The 21,291-nt window shown below is 39.0% G+C and carries 18 protein-coding genes; 4 read left to right on the top strand and 14 right to left on the bottom strand.

Features of this window, described 5'->3' with window-relative positions; genetic code table 11:
- Positions 1-18: 18 nt before the first annotated feature.
- The 3 genes from ATS72_RS04220 to ATS72_RS04230 all read right to left on the bottom strand — a co-directional run bounded on the left by ATS72_RS04220 (position 19) and on the right by ATS72_RS04230 (position 3,420).
- Positions 19-567 carry an NAD(P)H nitroreductase gene (locus ATS72_RS04220; RefSeq protein ID WP_058428945.1) on the bottom strand — a complete coding sequence of 183 codons (549 nt, stop codon included), beginning with the start codon at positions 565-567 and terminating at the stop codon, positions 19-21.
- Positions 568-685: 118 nt separating this feature from the next.
- On the bottom strand, positions 686-1,369 hold the full coding sequence (locus ATS72_RS04225) for an HvfX family Cu-binding RiPP maturation protein (RefSeq protein ID WP_039036910.1): 684 nt from the start codon (positions 1,367-1,369) through the stop codon (positions 686-688).
- Between the two features lie 89 nt (positions 1,370-1,458).
- Positions 1,459-3,420, bottom strand: a complete 1,962-nt coding sequence (locus ATS72_RS04230; protein ID WP_058428946.1) for an oxidoreductase — start codon at positions 3,418-3,420, stop codon at positions 1,459-1,461.
- A 288-nt stretch (positions 3,421-3,708) separates the two neighbouring features.
- Here ATS72_RS04230 and sppA point away from each other — a divergent pair, with 288 nt between their 5' ends.
- On the top strand, positions 3,709-5,574 hold the full coding sequence (gene sppA, locus ATS72_RS04235) for a signal peptide peptidase SppA (RefSeq protein WP_058428947.1): 1,866 nt from the start codon (positions 3,709-3,711) through the stop codon (positions 5,572-5,574).
- Between the two features lie 81 nt (positions 5,575-5,655).
- The gene (ansA, locus tag ATS72_RS04240; RefSeq protein ID WP_058428948.1) at positions 5,656-6,666 is read left to right on the top strand and encodes an asparaginase; all 1,011 of its coding nucleotides are present in this window, start codon (positions 5,656-5,658) and stop codon (positions 6,664-6,666) included.
- A gap of 65 nt (positions 6,667-6,731) precedes the next feature.
- Here the strand turns inward: ansA and gndA are convergent, their stop codons facing one another.
- A complete protein-coding gene (gndA, locus tag ATS72_RS04245; protein ID WP_039036907.1) occupies positions 6,732-8,105 on the bottom strand; it encodes an NADP-dependent phosphogluconate dehydrogenase in 1,374 nt (457 codons plus the stop codon).
- A gap of 378 nt (positions 8,106-8,483) precedes the next feature.
- Between gndA and pyk the strand changes: the two genes are divergently transcribed.
- The gene (gene pyk / locus ATS72_RS04250; RefSeq protein WP_006794464.1) at positions 8,484-9,920 is read left to right on the top strand and encodes a pyruvate kinase; all 1,437 of its coding nucleotides are present in this window, start codon (positions 8,484-8,486) and stop codon (positions 9,918-9,920) included.
- Between the two features lie 57 nt (positions 9,921-9,977).
- Here the strand turns inward: pyk and ATS72_RS04255 are convergent, their stop codons facing one another.
- The 10 genes from ATS72_RS04255 to thrS all read right to left on the bottom strand — a co-directional run bounded on the left by ATS72_RS04255 (position 9,978) and on the right by thrS (position 20,439).
- Entirely contained in the window at positions 9,978-10,802 is an 825-nt protein-coding gene (locus ATS72_RS04255; protein WP_006794465.1) for a LytR/AlgR family response regulator transcription factor, read from the bottom strand.
- Complete coding sequence (locus ATS72_RS04260; RefSeq protein ID WP_006794466.1) at positions 10,799-11,872, bottom strand: sensor histidine kinase; 1,074 nt, start codon at positions 11,870-11,872, stop codon at positions 10,799-10,801. Before ATS72_RS04260 ends, ATS72_RS04255 begins: the two co-directional genes overlap by 4 nt.
- Before the next feature lie 244 nt (positions 11,873-12,116).
- A complete protein-coding gene (locus ATS72_RS04265; RefSeq protein ID WP_058428949.1) occupies positions 12,117-13,673 on the bottom strand; it encodes a SulP family inorganic anion transporter in 1,557 nt (518 codons plus the stop codon).
- A gap of 113 nt (positions 13,674-13,786) precedes the next feature.
- On the bottom strand, positions 13,787-14,245 hold the full coding sequence (locus tag ATS72_RS04270) for an Lrp/AsnC family transcriptional regulator (RefSeq protein ID WP_002960703.1): 459 nt from the start codon (positions 14,243-14,245) through the stop codon (positions 13,787-13,789).
- 115 nt (positions 14,246-14,360) lie between these two features.
- Positions 14,361-15,002, bottom strand: coding sequence for an MBL fold metallo-hydrolase (locus ATS72_RS04275; RefSeq protein ID WP_058428950.1), 642 nt, complete (start codon positions 15,000-15,002; stop codon positions 14,361-14,363).
- A 2-nt stretch (positions 15,003-15,004) separates the two neighbouring features.
- Positions 15,005-16,822: a M14 family metallopeptidase gene (locus ATS72_RS04280; protein WP_058428951.1), complete on the bottom strand. Its 1,818-nt coding sequence runs from the start codon at positions 16,820-16,822 to the stop codon at positions 15,005-15,007.
- Positions 16,823-17,120: 298 nt separating this feature from the next.
- A complete protein-coding gene (gene rplT / locus ATS72_RS04285) occupies positions 17,121-17,480 on the bottom strand; it encodes a 50S ribosomal protein L20 (RefSeq protein ID WP_002960711.1) in 360 nt (119 codons plus the stop codon).
- A 15-nt stretch (positions 17,481-17,495) separates the two neighbouring features.
- On the bottom strand, positions 17,496-17,696 hold the full coding sequence (gene rpmI, locus ATS72_RS04290) for a 50S ribosomal protein L35 (protein WP_002960713.1): 201 nt from the start codon (positions 17,694-17,696) through the stop codon (positions 17,496-17,498).
- A 212-nt stretch (positions 17,697-17,908) separates the two neighbouring features.
- Complete coding sequence (gene infC / locus ATS72_RS04295; protein WP_006794470.1) at positions 17,909-18,469, bottom strand: translation initiation factor IF-3; 561 nt, start codon at positions 18,467-18,469, stop codon at positions 17,909-17,911.
- Positions 18,470-18,528: 59 nt separating this feature from the next.
- Complete coding sequence (gene thrS, locus ATS72_RS04300) at positions 18,529-20,439, bottom strand: threonine--tRNA ligase (protein WP_058428952.1); 1,911 nt, start codon at positions 20,437-20,439, stop codon at positions 18,529-18,531.
- A gap of 357 nt (positions 20,440-20,796) precedes the next feature.
- On the opposite strand from thrS, the gene ATS72_RS04305 reads away from it, so the two are divergent.
- Positions 20,797-21,243 (top strand): DUF3010 family protein, encoded by a 447-nt coding sequence (locus ATS72_RS04305; RefSeq protein WP_006794749.1) that lies wholly within the window; start codon positions 20,797-20,799, stop codon positions 21,241-21,243.
- Positions 21,244-21,291 lie beyond the last annotated feature (48 nt).

The raw sequence follows: 21,291 nt of genomic DNA on the forward strand, positions 1-21,291 counted from the left end.
GTAAAAGTTCACACTTATTTATAAATCAGTAAAATAAGTTTCTGGCTTATGCCTTGGTGACTTTTTACAATCGACGGCAGGTGTACCTATATACAAGTACCCCACAATTTCATCTAACTCGTTTAAATTAAGCGCTAGCTTAACCGCATTACTTTGTGCAAAATACCCCGTGCGCCAAACACCCCCTAACCCTTGTGCAAATGCGGCTTGTTGCATTGCAAGTACGCTACAGCCTGCGCTTTGGACTTGCTCGATACGAGGAACTTTAGGATGTTGTTGATATTTAGCAATGGCGATGATGATCATTGGAGCACGAAGCGGTAATTCTTTAGCTCGGTTTATAACTTTATATTCTTGTTGCTCTGCCACAGCACTCTCGTGGTAAATCGACCCTAACTTTTCACGCGCTTGCCCTTCAACAACAATAAATTGCCATGGCGCTATGCAACCATGATCGGGGACACGAAGTGCAGCTTGTTTAATAATATTAAGCTGCTCAATTGATGGGCCTGGCTCTGTTAGTTTTGAGTCGGATTGGCGAGTTAATAAAAGCTCAATAGCGTCCATAATTATTTCTCGATATTTAAAACGCTAGGGTAACATTTTAAGTCTGTGTTGATAAATATTGAAATAAAAACGCCAGCAAAAAATAATTTTTGCTGGCGTATATAAACTTACGTTAAGTTTACTCTTTAGAGACACTCCTTCTGAGCCAATAATCAACGCTAACAAAGCGCCCACCTCCAGTGAAAAATAAACTCAGGAGCATTGCGAAATAAATGGCAGCAAATTCTATCCCATTATTTAAAATTGAAGGTTTACCTTTTTCGTACAGGTAATCTACAAATCCATGCTCATCGACTATTGATCGTATTTTGCCAATTCGTTCTTGTACTTCAACTGAGTTTTCAAGACTTTCTTTGGCGCCCGGTATAGATAACCAATCAAGTACCTGAGCTGCACTCGTATCAGGATTAGTCGGAGCAATTGCAAACCAGCCATTGTGCCAATGCACTGATGTTGCAGCAACAACCATAGTAAACATTAGAGGAATACTTACGAAGCGAGTCAATAGGCCTAATAATAAAAACCAACCACCCAAAAATTCGCTCCAACCAGCTAAAAATGCAAGTAAGTCGGGAAACGGTAAACCTAAGCCCCATTCACTATTTCCAAACCATTGCACAACATCAGGTGATGCTAATAAATTATTGAAAAAGCCAGTAGCATCGCCGCTGATGGCGAGCTTATTATAACCCGCGATAATCATCACAGGGGCTAAAATTAATCTAAAAAGTAAAGGAGGTAACCCATCTAAAAATGATAGTTTACCTATTGCTGCTACATAGAAGCGAGTCAGTGTGTTCATGCGTATCCTGTGTTTAATGTTTATTTAGTTATAGACTATAAACAACAAAGACCGCATGAATTACTAAACTATTTCAACTTGTCGAAAGGTTAAATACTTCTCGCTATTTGAAGGGCTTCAAAAATAGCGCGCTTAGCATCAATTGCAGCAGCGAGTTTAGCGCCACCAATAACGTGTACTTTAGCGTTTTCAGCATGAGGCTTTACAACTTCATCATTTGAAACTTGACCAATACACGCAATAACAGTGTCGACCGGTAACACCTGAGTTTCACCACCAACTGTAATAGTTAAACCCTTGCTATCAAAGCTTTGATACTGACAATCTGCAATTTGTTTTACACCATGCTGCTTAGCTACTTGACGATGGATCCAACCTGTTGTTTTTCCAAGTTCACTACCAAATCGGCCAGAGCTTCTTTTTAACATGTACAACTGACGCTCGTCTTTGTGTGGCTTCGGTTCACATTCAATTCCCCACTGCGTTTTAAACTCATCAATGGTTTGTGATTTATGTTCACTTAAAAATGCCACCATATCAAAACCAATGCCGCCAGCACCTAAAATGGCAATAGAGTTGCCTAACTCGACTTCGCCACGAATTACTTCATCGTATGCAAATACGCGTTTGTTATCACTACATTTAATTGACGCCTCACGTGGGCGAACACCCGTGGCAAATACAATGTCGTCGTACTGTGTCAGCATTGACTCGTTGTATGATGTTTCGAGCTTAACCGCTACATCTAAACGTTCTAGCTCATTAATAAAGTATGCCAGTGTATGATTAAAGTCTTCTTTGCCAGGTATTTGCATGGCTAAATTAAATTGGCCACCCATTTGCGCTTTTTGGTCAATCAAAGTAACCTTATGACCTTTTTGAGCCAAATAACAACTTGCGGATAAGCCAGCAGGGCCTGCGCCCACAACAAGTACATTTTTTGAGTTTGTCGCTTTATCGAGCGGGTAATCAAGCTCAAAAGCCGCTTGAGGATTAACCAAGCAGGTTGCACGTTTATTTTTAAATACATGATCTAAACAGCCTTGGTTACAGCCAATACAAATGTTAATTTGTTTTGTTTGATCATTTTGATATTTATTAAAAAACTCAGGATCAGCTAATAAAGGTCTAGCCATTGATATGAGGTCGGCTTCACCTGCATTTAAAATGTCATTTGCAATGTCAGGTGTATTAATACGGTTTACTGCAATGACTGGAACGCTAACAACACTTTTTAAGCGCTTAGACGCTTCTTTAAAGGCTCCTGGTGGAACCATACTAGCAATCGTTGGAACGCGCGCTTCATGCCAGCCAATACCCGTATTAAAAATATCAACCCCGGCTTTTTCAAGCTCAGTGGCTTGAATAACCACTTCATCAGGAGTGGACCCGTCAGGGATTAGATCCATAACTGACAGTCTAAATATAATTAAAAATTTATCAGATACTTTAGCCCTAACCGCTTTGACTATTTCAAGCGCTAGGCGCATTCTGTTTTCAAGGCTTCCACCAAATTCGTCTTCGCGTTTGTTGGTGTGTGGCGCCATGAATTCATTAATCAAATAACCTTCAGATCCCATTACCTCAACGCCATCATACCCAGCTTTTTCAGCCATATAAGCAGAGTGCGCAAAGTCTTTAATCGTTTTTTTAATTGAGCTCAGTGACATTTCTTTAGGCTTGTAGGGATTAATTGGAGCCTGAATAGCACTAGGTGCCTGATTGAAAGGATGATAAGCATAGCGGCCCGCATGCAGTAACTGTAAACAAATTTTCCCACCATGTTTATGAACAGCGTCTGTGTATGCGCGATGCTTAAAAACATCATAATAACTGTTAAAAGAAGACGATATTGGCGTTAACTTGCCTCGCAGGTTCGGGCTATAGCCACCGGTAATGAGCATGGCTGTGCCGCCTTTTGCACGGGCTTCATAAAATGCACGTAAACGTTTTCTGTTATGCCATCCCTCTTCGAGGCCCGTATGCATTGAGCCCATAACTAATCTGTTTCGTAATTGTGTGTGTTTTAATTGTAGTTGTTGTTCTAACATCTCATGCCCCATTAACTGGTCTAACCTGTGTAGATTCACTAATTCTGCTTTAATGATAACGAATAAGCAATATTTGCATGTATTTAATTAGGACTTTAAACGCGCTTAAAATACGTACTCATCTCAAAATTACTATTTAATTCGAGCGTGTATAGCATAATAAATCCATTGTTTTCGGTAGCTTAAACGTATTTATAAACACTTCGTTACGATTTAGCAGTTAAATTTATATTTATTCTAGGATAAGATGAAACAAATGTATTAGCTGTACCAAATTAAGGAGCTATTTTGATAGCAAAAATATTCAAAGGTATTTGGGCTGGAATAAACTTTTCTCGTCGATTAATAATCAACTTTTTGTTTGTGCTACTTGTTATTGTATTTATTGCAGGTATATCAAGCGATGATGATAAAATTATTGTAGAGGAAGGCTCTGTTCTTAGGTTAAACCTAAATGGCCCATTGGTTGAAGAAAAGTTATATGTAGATCCTATTGAAGCGGCTTTAAATGACGCAACATCAGGTAACGACGAACCAAGTGAGATTTTACTCGATGATGTTGTTGAAGTCATAAACGAAGCAGCAAAAGATAGTCGCATCAGTGTACTACTACTTGATTTACAAGAAATGCCTAAAGCGCATTTAAATAAACTTAAACAAATTACCAACGCTATTGAAGGCTTCAAACAGGCTGGCAAAAAAGTAATCGCTACAGGTTACTACTACACGCAAGCGCAATATTACATTGCTGCACATGCTGACGAAATAGCGATGCATCCGTATGGAAGCGTTGCTATTGAAGGTTACGGCATGTACCCACTGTATTTTAAAGACGCATTAGAAAAGCTAGAAGTAACACAGCATATTTTTAGAGTAGGTACATTTAAATCAGCTGTTGAACCATTTATCCGTAACGATATGTCTGATGCGGCTAAAGAAGCAAACCGTGTATGGTTAGGTGCACTTTGGAATGAATATAAGCAAGATGTTTCTGCTGTACGTCCATTCGATGAGTCAAACTTTGATGAAACTATGGATGTTTACCTAGAAAAAATGCAAGCTGCTAACGGTGATGCTGGTAAATATGCACTCGATAATCAATGGGTTGATTCGCTTAAAACAAGTCAGCAAATACGCCAACAATTGATAGATTTAGTGGGTGCGCAAGAAGATGGAAAAACATTTAAACACGTATCGTTTCGTGAATACCTGAGCCTGGTTAAGCCTCCTGTCGTTTTTGATAACCCAATAACTGAGAAAGTAGCGGTTGTTGTAGCGAGAGGAACAATTGTAGATGGTGAGCGCAGAGCGGGCGAAATTGGTGGTGACTCTACCGCTGCCCTTCTTCGTAAAGCAAGACTTGATGATAAAGTAAAAGCAGTGGTACTTCGTATTGATTCAGGTGGCGGTAGTATGTTCGCATCTGAAGTTATTCGCGCAGAGGTATTAGCTCTAAAAGCAGCCGGTAAACCTGTTATCGCATCAATGAGCTCTGTTGCGGCATCTGGCGGTTACTGGATTGCATCTGCTGCAAACGAAATATGGGCTGCACCAAGTACGATTACAGGGTCGATTGGCGTATTTGGTACATTTATGACATTTGAAAATACACTATCAAAAATTGGGGTGTATTCTGATGGTGTTGCAACCACCGAAATGGCAGGTTTTTCTGTCACTCGCCCACTTAACGAAAAAATGGCTCAAGTTATTCAAATGAGTGTTGAAGAGGCTTACGGTCGATTTTTGAATGTTGTAGCTCAGGCTCGAGGCATGACGCCTGAGGAAGTTGATGCAATTGCGCAAGGTCGAGTTTGGATTGCTTCTCAAGCACTTGAACTGGGATTAATTGATAAGCTAGGTGATAAGCAAGATGCAATTGATGCTGCAGCCGCCCTTGCTAAGTTAGAAAACTACGATGTTAAAACAATCACACAAGATTTGAGCCCGCAAGAAAAAATGCTACAAGACATTTTTGGAAGTGCATCAGTGAAATCGATGTTGGGTCTTCAAACAAAAGCACCATCTGTTTTAGCAACACAAGCTAATTTAAACAGCGTCATTCAACAACTGAGTAGTGAAGTTGAAAGCCTCAAGGATTATAACGATCCACAGGGTGTTTACGCGCGTTGTTTAGAGTGTAAAGTTGCACAATAAAGGTGCGTGATCCACACTCGTTGCTTTATTTACACTAGCGACAGGTTATACTAAGCCCAGTTTTTTTACTGGGCTTTTTTTATGAAACGTAAACGCATTTATATCGCTTATACCGGCGGTACCATAGGAATGAAAAAATCAAGTCGGGGTTACATTCCCGCAGGAGGTTTCTTAACCGAAACGGTTATGAACAATGCAGAATTTAATCGTGATGAAATGCCCTTATTTGATATTCACGAATACTGTCCACTTATTGATTCATCTGACATGTCCCCTGCGCACTGGCAGCTTATTGCAGATGATATAAAAAGCAAATATCAGCAATACGACGGCTTTGTTGTTCTGCATGGTACAGACACCATGGCCTATACTGCATCGGCACTTTCATTCATGTTTGATAATTTAACTAAACCCGTTATTGTTACCGGATCGCAAATTCCACTTTCTCAACTACGATCTGATGGACAGGTTAATTTGTTAAATGCGATGTACTTAGCTGCTAATTACCCAATTGCAGAAGTGAGTCTGTTTTTTAATAACCAGTTATTTAGAGGTAATAGAGCTACTAAAGCACATGCAGATGGTTTTGATGCCTTTGCTTCACCAAATTTAGAGCCTCTTGCATTATCAGGCATTAATATTCAACTTATTAAAGGCCAACTAAGTCCTTATGTTGAAAACGAACTTCAAGTAACCACAATAACGCCACAGCCAATTGGCGTACTTTATTTATATCCAGGAATAAGTACCGAGGTGGTGAAGAGTCTTGTAAACGATAACATTAAAGCTTTAGTGTTATTGAGCTTTGGCGTGGGTAATGCACCTCAGGACGATAAGTTTTTATCTGTGTTAAGTGAAGCAAGTAATAAAGGAATGATTATTGTTAATTTAACACAATGTCTAAAAGGTCAAGTCAATATGGGCGGTTACGCAACCGGCAACGCATTATTAAATATTGGCGTTATTAGTGGGTATGATATGACTTTAGAAGCCTGCTTAACCAAACTTCATTGCCTATTCAGCCAGAATCTAGAAATCGAGACTATTCGCCACTTAATGCAAGATAATATGCGTGGTGAATTAACAAGATAAAGAGTTACACATCTGCAGAATCAAAAAAGGCACGCTTATAGCGTGCCTTTTTGTCTAATAAAGAATTAACGAACTTTAGCGTCAATCTCAACTAGGTCAGTTAAATGGCAGGTTTCACCACTATGGGTTTTAATGCCATGCTCACCAAAATAATCACGCTGGGCTTGAACTAGGTGCCCATTACTTGGTGTTGTTAACGTTGCTAAATAAGTTTGTGTAGAGCTTAATACAGGAAACGCCAAACCAGACATAACAGCTTGTCCTGTTATCTTACGTAGTGCATTCGCCTCTTTATCGAGTGAATCTATAAATTCGACTCCTTGCGCCACGCTATCTAGGTAGTCAGCTCGAATAATACAACCTGCACGCCAAGTTTGTAATGTTTTCGACAAATCAACTTTCCACTGGTGTGTACGAGATGCACCTTTAATTAGTGCTAAACCTTGGCGATACGCAAGTAAACTAGCCAGTGTAAATGCATCTTTAAGCTCTTCGAGATCAATATCAACGATATTGGTTGATTTTGAAGCGTACGTCATTTCTTGTGCAGCGGTTGTATCGCAGGCATTGGTTAGGTGTCTGGCTTGAACAGCAGCGACAAGTGATGGTACTGCAATTCCTAACTCTAGCGCGTTTTGTGCAGTCCACAAACCTGTACCTTTAGCGCCAACTTTATTATCAATAAGGTCGACTAGTGGCTCATTTTTATCATTTTCAAGGGTTAATATGTGGCTAGAGATCGAAAGTAAGTAACTATTTAACTGCCCTTGTGACCACTCATCAAATATTGCAGCTACTTCTTTTGGAGAACGGTTAGTTCCTGAGCGTAGTAATTGATACATTTCTGCAATGAGTTGCATAAGTGCATATTCAATGCCGTTGTGAACCATTTTAACAAAGTGTCCACTTGCCGATTGGCCAACACGTGCAAAACAAGAGCTACCATTGTAACTTGCAGCTACTTTTTCAAACCATGGTTCAATACGTTCCCAGCCACCTTCTGACCCACTTGCCATCATTGCTGGGCCATGGCGGGCACCTTCTGCACCACCTGAAATACCCATGGTGGCAAACTCAAATTTATTTTGGTATTTAAGTTTACGCGTAATACCATCTTTATAATTACTGTTACCACAATCAACTATAATATCATCACACTCTACGCCTGCGTTTACCAGTTCATTACAAACGGTATCTACTAACTCACCCGCAGGAACAAGTAATAAAATAGAACGAGGTGCTTCTAAACGCCTTACCATGTCTCCTAAATCAGAAACAATGTGAAGTTTGTCAGCCATGCCTTGAGATTTAGCACAACTTATTAACTCTTCACCCGCATGTGGGTTTTTGTCATAAGCAACAAGCGTTATCCCCTTTTCTATCAAATTTAGGGCAAGATTTTTCCCCATAACGCCTAACCCGACTAATGCAACTTGCATTTAGTGTCCTCCTCGGTAACAACTATTTGGTTAGAAAATTCAATGTATTCATTCAATAATACCGCATGCTTTATACGTATACAGTAATAAAATACTAACAATGAGCCAATACAAAGTAATATTTCACTACAGGTATAAAAGCCCCGCAATTATATCAAATATCATCGAGCAAAGGGTGACTAAAAGCAAAGCAAATTAAAATTATGATCATTGACGCATTTTGACACCGGTGTCATAATGATGACACAATAGTTTTGTATAAAATAGTGGCAATTCTTTTAGCTTTGCCTACAACTAAAGATATAGCTTTATAAAGCTATATCTATCGTAAACAAAATAACCGTCAACCTGCTTTCACCAAGCACACAGGAGAAATTGATGCTAAGACGCACAAAAATAGTCGCTACCCTTGGGCCCGCTACCGATAGAGATAACAACTTAGAAAAAATTATTCGCGCAGGCGCAAATGTAGTACGTTTAAACTTCTCACACGGTGTGGCTCAAGATCATAAAGACCGTGCACAAGCAGTTCGTGATATTGCAAAACGATTGAACAAACATATTGCTATCCTTGCCGACCTTCAGGGTCCTAAAATCCGTGTATCAACGTTTAAAGAAGGCAAAGTAACCCTAGAAGTGGGCGCTAAGTTTATTCTTGATGCAAAAATGGAAAAAGGGCAAGGCGATGTAAACGCTGTAGGCATCGATTATAAAGAGCTTCCGCAAGACGTATCTCCTAACGATTTACTTCTTTTAAATGATGGTTTAATTCAACTTACAGTTGATAAAGTAGTTGATCATCTAGTTCACTGTACCGTTACAGTGGGAGGTGTTTTATCAAATAATAAAGGGATTAACCGTTTGGGCGGTGGATTAACTGCCCCTGCGTTTACTGATAAAGACAAAGAAGATTTAATCACAGCAGCAGAAATCGATGTAGATTATATTGCGGTATCTTTCCCACGTAGTGGTGATGATATGCGTTACGTTCGTTCTTTAGCAGAAGCAGCTGGCTCTAAAGCGCAACTTCTTGCAAAAATTGAACGTGCTGAAGCTGTAGAAACGCAAGAAGCGATTGATGACATTGTACTTGCTTCAGATGCTGTTATGGTCGCGCGTGGTGATTTAGGTGTAGAAATTGGCGATGCTGCGTTAATGGGCAAGCAAAAGCTTATTATTCGTCGTGCTCGTTCATTGAACCGTACTGTTGTTACAGCAACGCAAATGATGGAATCAATGATTGATAATCCAATGCCAACACGTGCTGAAGTAATGGATGTTGCAAACGCAGTGCTTGATGGTACCGACGCTGTAATGCTTTCTGCAGAAACCGCAGCGGGTGATTACCCTGAAGAAACTGTAGCGACTATGGCGCGAGTTTGTTTAGGTGCTGAGTCACAAAAAGAAACACACGTATCTAAGCACCGTTTAGATAGCCGTTTTTCTAATAATGCAGAATCAATTGCATTATCTGCTATGTATGCAGCAAACCATTTAGACTCTGTTAAAGCTATTGTAACGCTTACTGAATCAGGTAGCACAGCAAAACTAATGTCACGTATTAGTTCGGGTTTACCAATCTACTCACTATCTCGTCATGCTAGTACGCTTGGTCAAACCGCACTTTATCGTGGTGTTTACCCTGTGTTTTTTGATTCAACACAAACAGAAAAAGATGCAATGGTTAAAGCAGCTTTAGATACGCTTGTTGCCCAAGGATCATTAGCGTCAGGTGATACTGTGATTTTAACGCATGGTGATTCAATGGAAACGGTTGGCGCAACAAATACAATGAAAATTGTTACTGTTGAGTAATTAACGCTTTAAAAAAAATGCGAGCTTAGCTCGCATTTTTTATTTCTAACTATAATTTTAGCTCGCTAATGCTGCTTTTACTTTATCTCGGTAACTTCGGCTTACTTTTAACTCTTGTCCATTTTCTAAAACAAGTAAATACTCGCCACTAACCTGTGTTACTAATTTACTGATTTGTTTTGTATTTACAATTGCGCTGCGATGAACCCTAACAAATAAATGAGGGTCGAGCTCTTGCTCAAGTTCTTTCATTGTTTTACGTAATATATGTGTTTGTCCATCTTGGCAATGTAAACACATATAATCACCTGCTGCATCAACCCATTGAATGGTTGCTGCTGGAACACGAATAATTTCGCCCTGCTCTTTTACTGCCAACGACTCTGGGTAACGTTTATCAGCTAAAGTATCACCGGTTGCCAGCTTTTTGAGAATTTCTTCACAGTTATTTCCGGTAATGCCAGCTACAAAACTCGCGAGTTTTTTCTTATGGGCGTTGTCTTGTTGCGTTTTTAAATAGGTATGCACTTTTTCTACCGCCTGTTTTAGTCTGTTATCATCAACGGGTTTTAAAATGTAATCCAATGCATGAATTTCAAATGCTTTTACTGCAAATTGATCAAATGCGGTAACAAACACGATTGCAGGTAGCACTTTAGTGCTTTCACTTAACGCGCGAGCAACTTCAAAACCATTCATGCCTGGCATTTGAATATCTAAAAATACTAAATCTATTTTTTCGTTTTTACACGTCTGTATTGCATCTGCACCTGAACTGCATAATTTAATAACTTCAATATCATCAAATTCTGAAAGTCTTACATCTAAACCTTTGCGCGCTAATGGTTCATCATCAACAATAAGCGTTCTGATTTTCATCATTTCTTCACAGCCTTCTCAAACGGCACTCGCAGATTAACTTTTAATCCACTTGGCGTATTATGTGATAATACAAACGAATAATTATTTTCGTAGAGCGTTTTTAATCTATCTTTGGTATTTGCAATGCCAACACCTTGTGCGTTAACAAGCTTGCCATTTTCTAATTCTGTGCCAGGCCCGTTATCTCCCACTTCAAGGAGTAATTCGTTAGCAAACACTTGGGCTTTAATATCAATTACACCACCTTCAGATAAGTGGGCAATCGCATATTTAATTGCGTTCTCAATAATAGGTTGCAATATAAGACTAGGCACAAGCGCTTGTTTTGCTTGTTCACTTACGTCTATGTTTACCTTTAAACGTTCATCAAAACGTACTCTCTCAATATCAAGGTATAGCTTTAACGCATGTAACTCTTGCTCAAGTGGTACTTTTTTTATGGGATCGGTATTTAATGTGTATCTTAAAAAGTCACTCAATTTAGAGACCATTAAGTTAGCATCTTTATTTTCTTTTACCAAAACTAATGTTGAAATGGCATTTAGCGTATTGAATAAAAAATGCGGGTTAAGCTGATACCTAAGCATTTTTAATTGGGCTTCGTGGGCCATTGTGGTAGCTTTTAATGCTTTTTGGCGTTCACTTTGCAATAGCTGATAATATTTAACGCCAAAGTACAAACCACTCCAACACAAAATAATGTAAACAGAATCCAATCCTTGTTGCAGGTAATAAAACCACTCTTCTGGCCTGTAACCATGGCGATATATTTCCCATAGATTAAATTTTTGTACAACAGCCCATAATGTACCCGTTACATAAGATGCCCCAAACACCACTAACATCAGCACTATAGGTGAAGCATTCCAAACTGTACGGTAAATATAGCGAAGAGGTACTGTCATAAGACAGCCAGCATAAGCATTTAATAATATAACGAATACGTAAATATCACGCATTTCAAATACTTTAGAACCAATGTAATTGACAAGCGCATACCCTATCCAGCCCGCAATCTGCAAAAGCCAAAAAAAGCGCTGACGGTTATCAATTAAAGATTGCCAATTCAAAATTTACACTGTCTCCAAAATAGTAACTACTTTAAAATCTATTCTTAGCTTGTATTTATTAATAACTAATTAATTTTATAAATAAACTAATTCATATCATCGCCTATTATATAGATTTACGAGGCTGTTTAGCACTACCGCCTATCTTAGTTTTTAATACAATCAACGCAAACTTAACTTACGCGCAATAAAAAAGCGAAAGGTATTACCCTTTCGCTTTCGTTAATACGTTGATAGTTGGTATTTAAGCTAGCTTATCTGACGCAACTTTATAAGTTGGATCTTCTATCACATTGACCTCAACTAAATCACGCGCTTTGTGCAGTAACTGAGTACAGTCTTTACTTAAATGACGCAAATGAAGCTGCTTACCCGCTTTAGTATATTTATCAGCTAATGCGTCAATAGCCTCTATTGCACTATGATCTGATACACGGCTATGTTTAAACTCTACAATAACGTTCGCTGGGTCATTTTTAACATCAAATAATTCAGAAAAGTTTTTAACTGAACCAAAAAATAATGGCCCATGTAACTCATATACTTTTGAGCCTTCTTCATCAATGTAGTTTGTTGTGTAAATATGTTTAGCATGTTGCCATGCAAAAACAAGCGCAGACACAATTACACCTACACACACTGCAATCGCTAAATCGGTAATCACCGTTACACCTGAAACCAGCACGATAACAAAAGCATCTGACAATGGGACACGCTTCATCATTTTAAAACTTGCCCATTCAAATGTACCAAGCACAACCATAAACATAACCCCAACAAGTGCGGCAAGTGGGATCATTTCAATTAAACTTGAGGCAAAAATGATAAATGCGAGCAACATTAATGCTGCACTGATACCTGATAAACGTGAACGACCGCCAGAATTAATATTAATCATTGATTGGCCAATCATTGCACAACCACCCATTGCACCAAAAAAACCACACGTTATATTTGCAGCGCCTTGGCCAATACACTCTTTGTTACTGTGACCACGCGTTTCAGTAATTTCATCAATTAAGCTAAGCGTTAATAATGATTCTATTAGGCCGATAGCAGCAAGTATCAGTGCGTAAGGGAAGATAATTTGGAGTGTATCTAAATTAAATGGCACCATAGGAATATGAAACTCTGGCAACCCACCTGCGATTGTTGCTGCTTCATCACCTGTCATCCCTTTTAAAAAATCTAATACGGTGTGTGCTTCAAGGTCTAAACCAATCACTAAGCCTGTAACCGTCACAATCGCAACTAAAGATGAAGGAATAGCCGTTGTTAACTTAGGAAGGAAATGAATAATTCCCATAGTTAGCGCGACTAGCCCTAGCATAATAAACAATGGTTCACCCGTCATCCATTGCTGACCGCCCATACCGTCAGGTACTTTAAACTGACCTAACTGGGCTAAAAATATAACAATAGCTAAGCCGTTTACAAACCCTAGCATTACAGGATGCGGAACCATACGTATAAACTTACCGAGTTTAAATATTCCCGCGAGTATTTGCAAAATACCCATCAACAGCACGGTTGCAAAGAGATACTCAACACCATGATCAAGTACTAAACTTACCATAACAACTGCTAATGCACCGGTAGCACCTGAAATCATACCAGGGCGGCCGCCAAATATAGCCGTAATTAAACCTACGATAAACGCGGCATATAGACCAACTAAAGGTTCTACATTTGCAACAAAGGCAAACGCAACAGCTTCTGGCACTAAGGCTAACGCCACAGTTAAACCAGATAGAATATCGTTTTTAGCAGAGCTTGGCGCCCTACTGAGTAAGTTAAACATTGAGATCCTCAGGTGTGTTTTGGGTATAAAAAAAGCGCTAAATTCTAGCAAATTAGCGCTCATTTAACAATTACATTGTCTTTTAAACTAAATAGCTCTAAAAAGTTATTCGTTTACAAAGGAAGAGAAGTGCTTCGTTTTACACATGTCATTGTTACGTTTGAATGCACTTCCTGTACATATTCTAAACTTAATAAGTTATCTCTAACAAAATGTTCGTAACCCTCTATACCTTGCGAGATTATACGTAACATAAAATCCATGGTACCAGCCATTGTATAACACTCAGTTACTTCATCATAACTCATGATTAGTTTTTCAAACTCAGCCAGATTTTTTTTTCCATGGTTAGATAAACGCACATGTGCGTATACCAGCATATCAAAGCCTAGTTTCTTTTCATCTAACAATGCCACTTTGCTTTTTATATAGCCGTCTTGCTCAAGTTTAGCAATTCGACGCCAACAAGGTGATTGAGATAAGCCGACTTTATCTGCTATTTCAGCAGTTGATAGACTTGCGTCTTGTTGCAAAAGTGCCAAAATTTGGCGATCTACGTGATTTAGAGACATTTTATTTCTTATTTATCAAATAAACTGGTTAAATTATACAACCATTTTTAAAAACAATCTGCTTATTTTTAGTTTTTCTATGTATAAATTATTCATAATTAATACATTTAATTCACTATCCGTACTGCCCACTCACAAAAGGGTTCGTTTTAATTTCATGCTCTACTGTTGTTTCACTGCCATGCCCCGACAAAATCGCGGTCTGCGCCGGCAAGGTTAATATATTAGCCTTAATAGATTCTATAAGTTGTTGACTATTGCCTTGTGGAAAGTCGGTTCGACCCACAGAGCCTTTAAATATAACGTCACCAACAATTACGCATTTATTATCTTGTTCATAAAATACAATATGTCCTGGCGTATGACCTGGGCAATGCATTACATCGAATTTTAATTTACCTAGGCTCAAAGTGTCACCATGCGATAGCCACTCATCTGGGTAAAAAGGATCAATAGGAGGAAAACCAAACATTTGAGCTTGCATTGGTAAATTATCAAACCAAAAACGTTCATCCTTGTGCGGGCCAATAATTTTAATATCAAACTGCCTACGAAGCACGTCAGCTGCACCAACATGGTCTAAGTGCCCATGGGTTAACCAAACAGCTTTTATGGTTAAACTATTACTCATTAAAGTAGCTATTATCTTATCGCTGTCACCACCGGGGTCAACAACGATTGCTTCTTGAGTACTTTCGCAAGCTATTATTCTGCAATTTTGTGCAAAAGGTGTCACTGGTATTGTTATAATTTTCATCGCTATATTTCTTTATCTTTTTGTTCTGGTATTGCTATTTCTTCTTCAAACGACATAAGTATTGGATACTTTAAATAAGCTTGGTCATAAAACGGGCTATGCTCATACAACCAGTTTAAGCGAGCATTAGCATCATTAGCGAATGACTTATCATTTTTTAGCTTTTTATCAAATGCTAATGCAAGTTTTGGATTATCTTTTAGCATTTGACGGGCAAACGGGATTAGCGCGTAGTTTTCAATGTATTCTGTTCGTTGAAAAACAGTATTAAACTCACCCCATGCAAAAAATGAATCCGGTGCCTCCGGGTGCAGCAAATGAACAGCTAATTCTCCTGCCTTTTGTTGAGTTGTCACTTCAAACCAACCGTCTAAATTTACATTAATAGCAGGCTTATAATCAAAAGTAGCCGTTACTCTAAATCGTCCTTCAAACGGTGACTTAGCAAAAGAGTAATCATCTATTTTGGCCTGTTTTAGTGGTTGTGTATTTTCACCAACTAATTTGTTCACAGACACACCATGAAGCGATAACTTTTCAATTAAATCCGTGTAAACAGGTGGTATAAAAAATGCCTTAGGCACTTCAACACGCTTTTGTACGTCTTTTTGCCAATATACAGGTAAATTAGTATAGTCTTCTTTCTCGCCAATATATTGAACTTCTGTTTGACCTGATAACGTACTCATTTTTGAGGTATAACGAATACCTTTGAATTCAATTTCAACAGGAGTTTCACTATACCCTCGTTGAACAATAAGCTCTTTTGGCACAAATGCCTGTTCTTTTTTTACTGCATTAGCTAGTTCATGGCTGTGATTTGATAAGGCATCAATTGCTCCATCAATAAATACATAAGTTCCTAATACACGTTGCTTATAGGGTTTCAGGGAATGGTTTTCGACTAAAATTGTAGGTAAAGACTTTAAGTCGCCCCAACCATTTGAAAACCGTGGTGTAGCAACCCAACCTGCAAGCCCTTCTTTAAAGTTTCGCTTGTTCATAACAAATACAAGTGGTCCAGGTATATGGCCTTGCGATGCTAACTTTTCATCTATTACAGGTTTGAAGTATTGGTCTAGCGCAGCTGATATAGCAGGTGATTCGCTCGCAAAAACCGGGTTATACCCATAGGTGACATCGTATTGATAATCTGCACCGTCAGTAACGTGCACATCAACATACAGATTTGGGTTATAGTCATTAATAACCTTCAAAACACTTTTAACTTCGGGTGTATCAAGTTTTGTAAAGTCACGGTTTAAATTTAAATTATTTGCATTAGTTCTAAAACCCATTTTACTTGGGCCGCGTTGATTAATACGGTTGAAGTGGCCGCTTCTTTCATGTCCGTCAACGTTTAAAATTGGGATAAACAAAATATTTACTTTCTTTAAAATATCCCTGCGTTTGCCTGTCGCTATATCGCGTAACAACATAAACATGGCGTCTTTACCGTCAATCTCGCCAGCATGAATTCCCGCTTGAACAAGCACTGTAGGCTTGGTGCTATTAGCAAGCTGATCTGCATCAAAAAAACCTTGCTCACTCGCTACAACCATTTTAATAGCGCGCTTACTATTACTATAACCAATTATTTGCGATTTGAATTGAGTTGGGTTTGCAGCAACTAAACGCTCTACAAAAGCCATTGTGTTTTTGTAGTCAGGAGATATATAACCATCTGAAAGTTCAAAATCCGTTGTCAGAGGACCTGCCTGTTGTATCAGCGATAAGCTTTGTCCTTGCCAAAGTAGCAAAGGTGGTAAATGGCTGTCGTAAGTCATACTTGCAGATAAAAAGAGTAAGCTGGCTAACATATTATTCTCAAAAAAACGCTTTAATGGCCAAATTATAACAACTTAACTGATCGTTACGAAAAAACTGCGGTAGTTCAACAAAAAACACAGCCTAAGGTAAGTTAATAATGGATCAAAAATGCTTTATTAGTATTTCAGCACAATTAGCATCCAATTAAATACAGCTGGGTCTTTAAATTAATAACAGCTTATCTTACTCGGGAACTTAGAGTAGCTTTTATGTGATGGGGTTTTCATAGCAAATTTTAGGCACAAAAAAAGGAGCCAATGGGCTCCTTTTCAGTTCTTATAAAAAAGCTTAAGCGGCTAGGCCTTCTTTAGCTTTTTCTACAAGCGCTGCGAATGCAACTTGGTCGTAAACAGCGATATCTGCAAGGATCTTACGATCGATTTCTACAGAAGTCTTTTTAAGACCATTGATAAAACGGCTGTAAGACAGACCATTTTGACGTGAAGCAGCATTGATACGTGCAATCCATAATTGACGGAAAGTACGTTTCTTCGCACGACGGTCACGGTAAGCGTATTGACCCGCTTTAGTAACAGCCTGGAAAGCTACGCGGTAAACACGTGAACGTGCTCCGTAGTAACCTTTTGCTTGTTTTAAAACTTTTTTGTGACGTGCACGTGCGACAACGCCGCGTTTAACTCTTGCCATTTCTAAAAACCCCTATTAAGCGAACGGTAACATACGTGAAACTAGACCATGGTCATTTTTATGAACCATCATCTTAGGACGTAGGTGTAACTTACGCTTAGAAGTTTTCTTAGTCAGAATATGACGAAGATGCGCTTGTTTACGCTTGAAACCGCCAGAAGCAGTCTTTTTGAAACGCTTAGCAGCGCCACTGTGACTTTTTAGCTTATAAGCCATTGCAATAACTCCAATTGTATTGCCTTTAAATTAGTAAGCAGGCGTGAGGTATATTTCTATAGCTCCACTTTTAGGCCTAACTTACTGCCATGTTCCGGTGAAAGCCCAGCATAAAATGCTGCAACTTTACTTTAAAACCGGTTAACTCAGGTGAATATTTGCATATTGCTTGCAGACCTGAGCTAAATTCGGTGCGCATTATTACTTAAAAATTACTTTTTAGCAATAGGTGCCATCATCATAACCATTTGACGGCCTTCAACGCGATTTGGGAAAGACTCAACGACTGCTAAATCTTCTAAATCGCCTTTAACGCGGTTTAATAGTTCGATGCCAATTTCTTGGTGAGCCATTTCACGGCCACGGAAGCGGATGGTAATTTTAGCTTTATCGCCAGCTTCTAAGAACTTACGTAAGTTGCGAAGCTTAACCTGATAATCACCTTCATCCGTACCAGGACGGAATTTGATTTCTTTAATCTGGATTTGCTTTTGCTTCTTCTTCTGCTCTTTCAGTTCTTTGCTTTTTTCAAAGATGAACTTACCGTAGTCCATAACCTTACAAACAGGCGGCTCAGCGTTTGGGCTAATCTCTACAAGATCAACACCCGCTGCATCAGCCATAGCTTGTGCGTCTTTTAATGACTGAATGCCAGCTTGTTCGCCGTCGATGTCGATTAAACGAACTTCTTGAGCTGTAATTTCTTCGTTAATACGATTTTTTTGAGCTGTTTGTTGCCCTTTCTTGCCGCCTCTAATGGTACGTTCCTCCAAGAATATCAATAATATAAGCGTGTAGATGACTTTTAGTTACAGCCCTACACGCTCGATTTTTACTGTCGATTTTTAATCTCTTCGCTTATTTTAGCTACAAAGTCATCGACATTAAATTTACCCAGGTCTTCACCTGTTCGCGTACGAACCGCTACTTCTTGTTGTTCAACTTCTTTGTCGCCAACAACCAGTAAGTAAGGTATACGCTTTAATGTATGCTCACGGATTTTAAAGCCAATCTTCTCATTTCTCAAGTCAGCAGCGGCTCTAATTCCAAGTTTATTTAATTTTTGTACAATTTCGTGCACGTAATCTGCTTGTTTATCGGTAATATTCATGATTACCACTTGCTTTGGAGCAAGCCACGTTGGGAATAAACCAGCGTATTCTTCAGTTAAAATACCGATAAAGCGCTCAATTGAGCCTAAAATAGCACGGTGTATCATAACTGGAGTGCGTCGTTCGTTGTTTTCTGCTACATAAGTAGCGCCTAAACGACCCGGAAGTGCAAAATCTAGTTGCACTGTACCACATTGCCACGCTCTGTCTAAACAATCGTACAAAGTAAATTCAATTTTAGGTCCGTAAAAGGCACCTTCACCTGGTAGGTAATCAAATTCAATGTCGTTTGCCTTAAGTGCATCAGCTAATGCAACCTCTGCTTTGTCCCAAATTTCATCGTCACCAATACGTTTTTCTGGACGCGTAGAAAGCTTAACTACAATTTTGTCAAAACCGAATGTTTCATAGGTATCATAAACCATCTTAATACACGCTGAAACTTCGTCCATTACTTGCTCTTCTGTACAGAACACGTGAGCATCATCTTGTGTAAAGCCACGTACACGCATTAAGCCGTGTAAAGCGCCTGATGGTTCGTTACGGTGACAACAACCAAACTCGGCCATACGCAGTGGTAAATCACGGTACGATTTTAAACCTTGGTTAAAAATTTGCACGTGACCCGGGCAGTTCATTGGTTTAATAGCGTATTCGCGCTTTTCAGACTCTGTGGTGAACATGGCGTCTGAGTATTTATCCCAGTGACCAGATTTTTCCCACAAAGATCGGTCCATCATCATTGGACCTTTTACTTCTTCGTATTGGTATTCACGTAATTTTTCACGAACAAACTCTTCAAGCTCACGGTAAATGCTCCAACCATCGTTGTGCCAAAATACCATACCTGGCGCTTCTTCTTGCCAGTGCCATAAATCTAGAGCCTTACCAATACGACGGTGATCACGCTTTTCAGCCTCTTCTAAGCGTTTAAGGTACGCTTTAAGTTGCTTTTTATCACCCCACGCTGTGCCGTAAATACGCTGTAGCATTTTGTTTTCTGAATCACCACGCCAGTACGCACCTGCTACTTTCATTATTTTGAAGTTTTGGCAGAATTTCATGTTAGGTACATGAGGACCACGACACATGTCTACGTATTCTTCGTGGTGGTATAATCCTGGGCGATCATCTTTTGCAATGTTTTCGTCCAAAATTTCCATTTTGTATGTTTCGCCACGCGCTTCAAACGTATCGCGAGCTTCTTGCCAGCTTACTGTTTTTTTCACTACGTCGTAGTTTGTTTTTGCAAGTTGCAACATACGCTTTTCAATGGCATCTAAGTCATCTTGTGACAAAGAATGTTCCATATCGATATCGTAGTAAAAACCGTTATCAATAGTTGGACCAATAGCCATTTTTGCTTCAGGGAAAAGTTGCTTAACCGCATGACCTATTAAGTGAGCACACGAGTGACGAATAATCTCAAGTCCGTCTTCATCTTTTGCTGTGATGATCTCAAGCCGTGCATCATCATTGATTAGGTCACACGCATCAACACGGTCGCCATTAACACGACCAGCAATGGTTGCTTTAGCTAGACCTGGACCAATATCGTTTGCGACATCAAGGGTACTTACAGGGTTTTCAAAACTACGCTGACTGCCGTCAGGAAGGGTAATAACTGGCATTATAAATCCTTACATACAGTGGTGACACCTACAATGTATCACGTGTACTTTAAATAAAATTAAATGAGAATGACTCGACAACACTCTTACGAATAAGCATTGACTATTTTTCGCCTAACAGGCTGATGTAGATGCTGAGTCTGCTCAACTACAAAAATATATTGTCGCGTGAGCGAGAAACAATTACAAGTTTAAAGGCACTGTAATCAATGTTATTTTGCGTAAGTTTGTAAATATAGATAAAAACGATGACAATTTTGAGAAATGCATAATAAGAATTCACCTTATTGCTTATTCTCGCAATTTATTCGATGTTGCGTATAATACGCAATAATTAAGTTTTATTAGAGAACAGCAATGAGAACATGTGGTGTAGAAATTACCGGTAGTGACGTACTACTTTGTATTTTAAGTAAAGATAACGATGTTTTTGATATTCGCGATGTGCGTCAAACACGTTTTACCTTAGGTAATGGTAACGACACTGAAATAATGCGTAAATTTCAATTTGATTTTGCAAAGCTAATGCAAGATTACCAAATTGACTCTGTTGCCATTCGCGAACGCCAACCAAAAGGTAAATTTGCCGGCAGTGCGAAAGGTTTTAAAATGGAAACCGCTATTCAGCTCATTGAAAACCTTGATGTTCGCGTATTCTCAACTACAGAGATTAAAGAGCAAGTTAAGCGTAACCCTATCCCAATAGCATTTGAGGAAACAGGCCTTAAAAAGTACCAAGAAAATGCATTTGTGAACGCCTACGTATACATAATGAAAAAAACGTATCGTAGTGACGAAATGTAATTTAAAACGTTAAAAGTTTTTTAAATTATGAACGCGCCAATATGGCGC

Source organism: Pseudoalteromonas sp. 13-15 (genome assembly GCF_001468205.2).
Taxonomy (GTDB): domain Bacteria; phylum Pseudomonadota; class Gammaproteobacteria; order Enterobacterales; family Alteromonadaceae; genus Pseudoalteromonas; species Pseudoalteromonas marina.